The sequence below is a fragment of the Comamonas sp. B21-038 genome, from assembly GCF_022387135.1.
GTDB classification, from domain to species: Bacteria; Pseudomonadota; Gammaproteobacteria; order Burkholderiales; family Burkholderiaceae_C; genus Comamonas; species Comamonas sediminis.
Genome location: NZ_CP092462.1, coordinates 5,177,501 through 5,182,584 on the forward strand (window position 1 = coordinate 5,177,501; position 5,084 = coordinate 5,182,584).

3 rRNA genes are annotated in these 5,084 nt (G+C 50.9%); all 3 read left to right on the forward strand.

Going from position 1 to position 5,084, the window contains the following annotated elements:
- Positions 1-206 precede the first annotated feature (206 nt).
- The 3 genes from MJ205_RS23620 (at position 207) to MJ205_RS23630 (ending at position 5,084) form a co-directional block, all read left to right on the forward strand.
- Positions 207-3,086 (forward strand): 23S ribosomal RNA (locus MJ205_RS23620).
- A 154-nt stretch (positions 3,087-3,240) separates the two neighbouring features.
- Positions 3,241-3,353 (forward strand): 5S ribosomal RNA (rrf, locus tag MJ205_RS23625).
- A gap of 369 nt (positions 3,354-3,722) precedes the next feature.
- Positions 3,723-5,084 (forward strand): 16S ribosomal RNA (locus tag MJ205_RS23630).

The following is a 5,084-nucleotide window of genomic DNA, read 5'->3' on the forward strand; positions in this document are numbered from 1 at the left end:
ATTTGATTGCGTCAAAACGAATGAAACTTTGCGAGAGCAATTTTTATTCAGTAATGACGAATATTCTTCAAGAATGTGAATCTGGGAAACTGGGTTTACAGCAAAGATATTCACATTACGGCATAACGCGCGAGGTGAGAGACCTCGCATAAGCAGTTGCTTGGGTTCTTGTGCTTGAGATCTAGCGATAGATATCAAAGTTATAGGGTCAAGTGACTAAGAGCATGTGGTGGATGCCTTGGCGATGATAGGCGACGAAAGACGTGATAGCCTGCGATAAGCTTCGGGGAGTTGGCAAATAAACTTTGATCCGGAGATTTCTGAATGGGGGAACCCACCTAGCAATAGGTATCACTGAGTGAATACATAGCGCAGTGAAGCGAACCTGGAGAACTGAAACATCTAAGTACCCAGAGGAAAAGACATCAACCGAGATTCCGATAGTAGTGGCGAGCGAATTCGGAAGAGCCTTGCAGTGATAGTCAGTGTGTTAACAAAACGGAATGGAAAGTCCGGCCATAGTGGGTGATAGCCCCGTATGTGAAAACGCATTGGTGGTACTAGGCTGCAGATAAGTAGGGCGGGGCACGAGAAACCCTGTCTGAATATGGGGGGACCATCCTCCAAGGCTAAATACTCATCATCGACCGATAGTGAACAAGTACCGTGAGGGAAAGGCGAAAAGAACCCCGGGAGGGGAGTGAAATAGATCCTGAAACCGCATGCTTACAAAAAGTCGGAGCCCTTAGGGGTGACGGCGTACCTTTTGTATAATGGGTCAGCGACTTACATTCAGTGGCAAGCTTAACCGAATAGGGAAGGCGCAGAGAAATCGAGTCCGAATAGGGCGACAAGTCGCTGGGTGTAGACCCGAAACCAAGTGATCTATCCATGGCCAGGATGAAGGTGCCGTAACAGGTACTGGAGGTCCGAACCCACTAGTGTTGCAAAACTAGGGGATGAGCTGTGGATAGGGGTGAAAGGCTAAACAAACTTGGAAATAGCTGGTTCTCTCCGAAAACTATTTAGGTAGTGCCTCAAGTATTACCTGCGGGGGTAGAGCACTGTTTAGGCTAGGGGGTCATGGCGACTTACCAAACCTATGCAAACTCCGAATACCGCAGAGTACAGCTTGGGAGACAGAGCACCGGGTGCTAACGTCCGGACTCAAGAGGGAAACAACCCAGACCGCCAGCTAAGGTCCCTAAAACGGGCTAAGTGGGAAACGAAGTGGGAAGGCTAAAACAGTCAGGATGTTGGCTTAGAAGCAGCCATCATTTAAAGAAAGCGTAATAGCTCACTGATCGAGTCGTCCTGCGCGGAAGATGTAACGGGGCTAAGCCAGTTACCGAAGCTGCGGATGCACAGTTTTACTGTGCGTGGTAGGAGAGCGTTCTGTAAGCCTGTGAAGGTGTCTGGTAACGGATGCTGGAGGTATCAGAAGTGCGAATGCTGACATGAGTAGCGTTAAAGCGGGTGAAAAGCCCGCTCGCCGTAAGCGCAAGGTTTTCTACGCAACGTTCATCGGCGTAGAGTAAGTCGGCCCCTAAGGTGAGGCAGAGATGCGTAACTGATGGGAAACGGGTCAATATTCCCGTACCGATGTGTAGTGCGATGTGGGGACGAAGAAGGTTAGCTCAGCCAACTGTTGGATATGTTGGTTCAAGCCTGTAGTCGTGCTCGGTAGGCAAATCCGCCGGGCTAAGATGAGGGGTGATAACGGGTCTGCTTGCAGACGAAGTGAGTGATACCCAGCTTCCAGGAAAAGCCACTAAGCTTCAGCTACACACGACCGTACCGCAAACCGACACTGGTGCGCGAGATGAGTATTCTAAGGCGCTTGAGAGAACTCAGGAGAAGGAACTCGGCAAATTGACACCGTAACTTCGGGAGAAGGTGTGCCCCAAGTAAGTGAAGTTGAACAAATGGAGCTAAACGGGGTTGCAAAGAATAGGTGGCTGCGACTGTTTAATAAAAACACAGCACTCTGCAAACACGAAAGTGGACGTATAGGGTGTGACGCCTGCCCGGTGCTGGAAGATTAAATGATGGGGTGCAAGCTCTTGATTGAAGTCCCAGTAAACGGCGGCCGTAACTATAACGGTCCTAAGGTAGCGAAATTCCTTGTCGGGTAAGTTCCGACCTGCACGAATGGCGTAACGATGGCCACACTGTCTCCTCCTGAGACTCAGCGAAGTTGAAATGTTTGTGATGATGCAATCTCCCCGCGGAAAGACGGAAAGACCCCATGAACCTTTACTGTAGCTTTGTATTGGACTTTGAACAGATCTGTGTAGGATAGGTGGGAGGCTTTGAAGTGAGGATGCTAGTTCTCATGGAGCCAACGTTGAAATACCACCCTGGTGTGTTTGAGGTTCTAACCTTGGTCCATGATCTGGATCGGGGACAGTGCATGGTAGGCAGTTTGACTGGGGCGGTCTCCTCCCAAAGCGTAACGGAGGAGTTCGAAGGTACGCTAGTTACGGTCGGACATCGTGACGATAGTGCAATGGCATAAGCGTGCTTAACTGCGAGACTGACAAGTCGAGCAGATGCGAAAGCAGGACATAGTGATCCGGTGGTTCTGTATGGAAGGGCCATCGCTCAACGGATAAAAGGTACTCTGGGGATAACAGGCTGATACCGCCCAAGAGTTCATATCGACGGCGGTGTTTGGCACCTCGATGTCGGCTCATCTCATCCTGGGGCTGTAGTCGGTCCCAAGGGTATGGCTGTTCGCCATTTAAAGAGGTACGTGAGCTGGGTTTAAAACGTCGTGAGACAGTTTGGTCCCTATCTTCCGTGGGCGCTGCAGATTTGAGGAAGCCTGCTCCTAGTACGAGAGGACCGGAGTGGACACACCTCTGGTGTATCGGTTGTCACGCCAGTGGCATTGCCGAGTAGCTATGTGTGGAAGAGATAACCGCTGAAAGCATCTAAGCGGGAAAACTCGTTCCAAGATGAGATCTGCCGGGGGCTTGACCCCCCTGAAGAGTCGTTCTAGACCAGGACGTTGATAGGTTGGGTGTGGAAGCGCAGCAATGCGTTAAGCTAACCAATACTAATTGCTCGTGCGGCTTGACCCTATAACTTTGATCGGCCCCTTCCCTTAGATGGGGGCCCAAGCAAAGAAACACTGCAACTGCAGTTATGCCCAAAGCGCAATCAAATTTAGCTGATAAGACTCTATGAATTCGCTGTGCTGCCTAACAAACTTGGCAGCAAAGGCAAAAAGTTATGCCTGATGACCATAGCAAGTTGGTACCACTCCTTCCCATCCCGAACAGGACAGTGAAACGACTTCGCGCCGATGATAGTGCGGATTCCCGTGTGAAAGTAGGTCATCGTCAGGCTTTTATACTGAAAACGTCCAGCACCTAGCTGGACGTTTTCTTCTCTGCTCTTGAAAGAGTAGCGCGCCAGGTCCGCGGATCGGCGGGTTGCAAGAGTTGAGAAGAAAACGTGAAAAACGTTCTTGAGTGCAGCAAAAGCTGTGCTACAATACAAGGCTTCGCTGATCGCGGCGAAGGGGATCTGAGGGTCAAGACTCTTGGGTCAGGTCTTTAAAAATTAACAGCCGATAAGCGTGGGCGTTTGGTGGCGATTGCCATATGTTCTTCGGAGCAAAACAAGCGCTCACTTTAAACAGTAATGAGGAAGACTTCGGTCTTCTTGATTCCGTCAAGTGAGTGAGTAGTCGAGAGGACTTTAAATTCAAGATCGAACTATAGAGTTTGATCCTGGCTCAGATTGAAACGCTGGCGGCATGCTTTCACACATGCAAGTCGAACGGTAACAGGTCTTCGGACGCTGACGAGTGGCGAACGGGTGAGTAACACATCGGAACGTGCCTAGTAGTGGGGATAACTACTCGAAAGAGTAGCTAATACCGCATGAGATCTAAGGATGAAAGCAGGGGACCTTCGGGCCTTGCGCTACTAGAGCGGCTGATGGCAGATTAGGTAGTTGGTGGGATAAAGCTTACCAAGCCGACGATCTTGTAGCTGGTCTGAGAGGACGACCAGCCACACTGGGACTGAGACACGGCCCAGACTCCTACGGGAGGCAGCAGTGGGGAATTTTGGACAATGGGCGAAAGCCTGATCCAGCAATGCCGCGTGCAGGATGAAGGCCCTCGGGTTGTAAACTGCTTTTGTACGGAACGAAAAGACCTTTTCTAATAAAGAGGGTTGATGACGGTACCGTAAGAATAAGCACCGGCTAACTACGTGCCAGCAGCCGCGGTAATACGTAGGGTGCGAGCGTTAATCGAATTACTGGGCGGTAAAGCGTGCGCAGGCGGTTATGTAAGACAGAGGTGAAATCCCCGGGCTCAACCTGGGAACGGCCTTTGTGACTGCATGGCTAGAGTGCGGCAGAGGGGGATGGAATTCCGCGTGTAGCAGTGAAATGCGTAGATATGCGGAGGAACACCGATGGCGAAGTGGCAATCCCCCTGGGCCTGCACTGAACGCTCATGCACGAAAGCGTGGGGAGCAAACAGGATTAGATACCCTGGTAGTCCACGCCCTAAACGATGTCAACTGGTTGTTGGGAATTAACTTTCTCAGTAACGACTAAGCATAAGCGTGAAGTTGACCGCCTGGGGAGTACGGCCGCAGGTTGAAACTCAAAGGAATGACGGGGACCCGCACAAGCGGTGGATGATGTGGTTTAATTCGATGCAACGCGGAAAAACCTTACCCACCTTTGACATGTACGAAGTGACCAGAGATGGACATGTGCTCGAAAGGAGAACCGTAACACAGGTGCTGCATGGCTGTCGTCAGCTCGTGTCGTGAGATGTTGGGTTAAGTCCCGCAACGAGCGCAACCCTTGCCATTAGTTGCTACGAAAGGGCACTCTAATGGGACTGCCGGTGACAAACCGGAGGAAGGTGGGGATGACGTCAAGTCCTCATGGCCCTTATAGGTGGGGCTACACACGTCATACAATGGCTGGTACAAGGGTTGCCAACCCGCGAGGGGGAGCTAATCCCATAAAGCCAGTCGTAAAGTCCGGATCGCAGTCTGCAACTCGACTGCGTGAAGTCGGAATCGCTAGTAATCGTGGATCAGAATGTC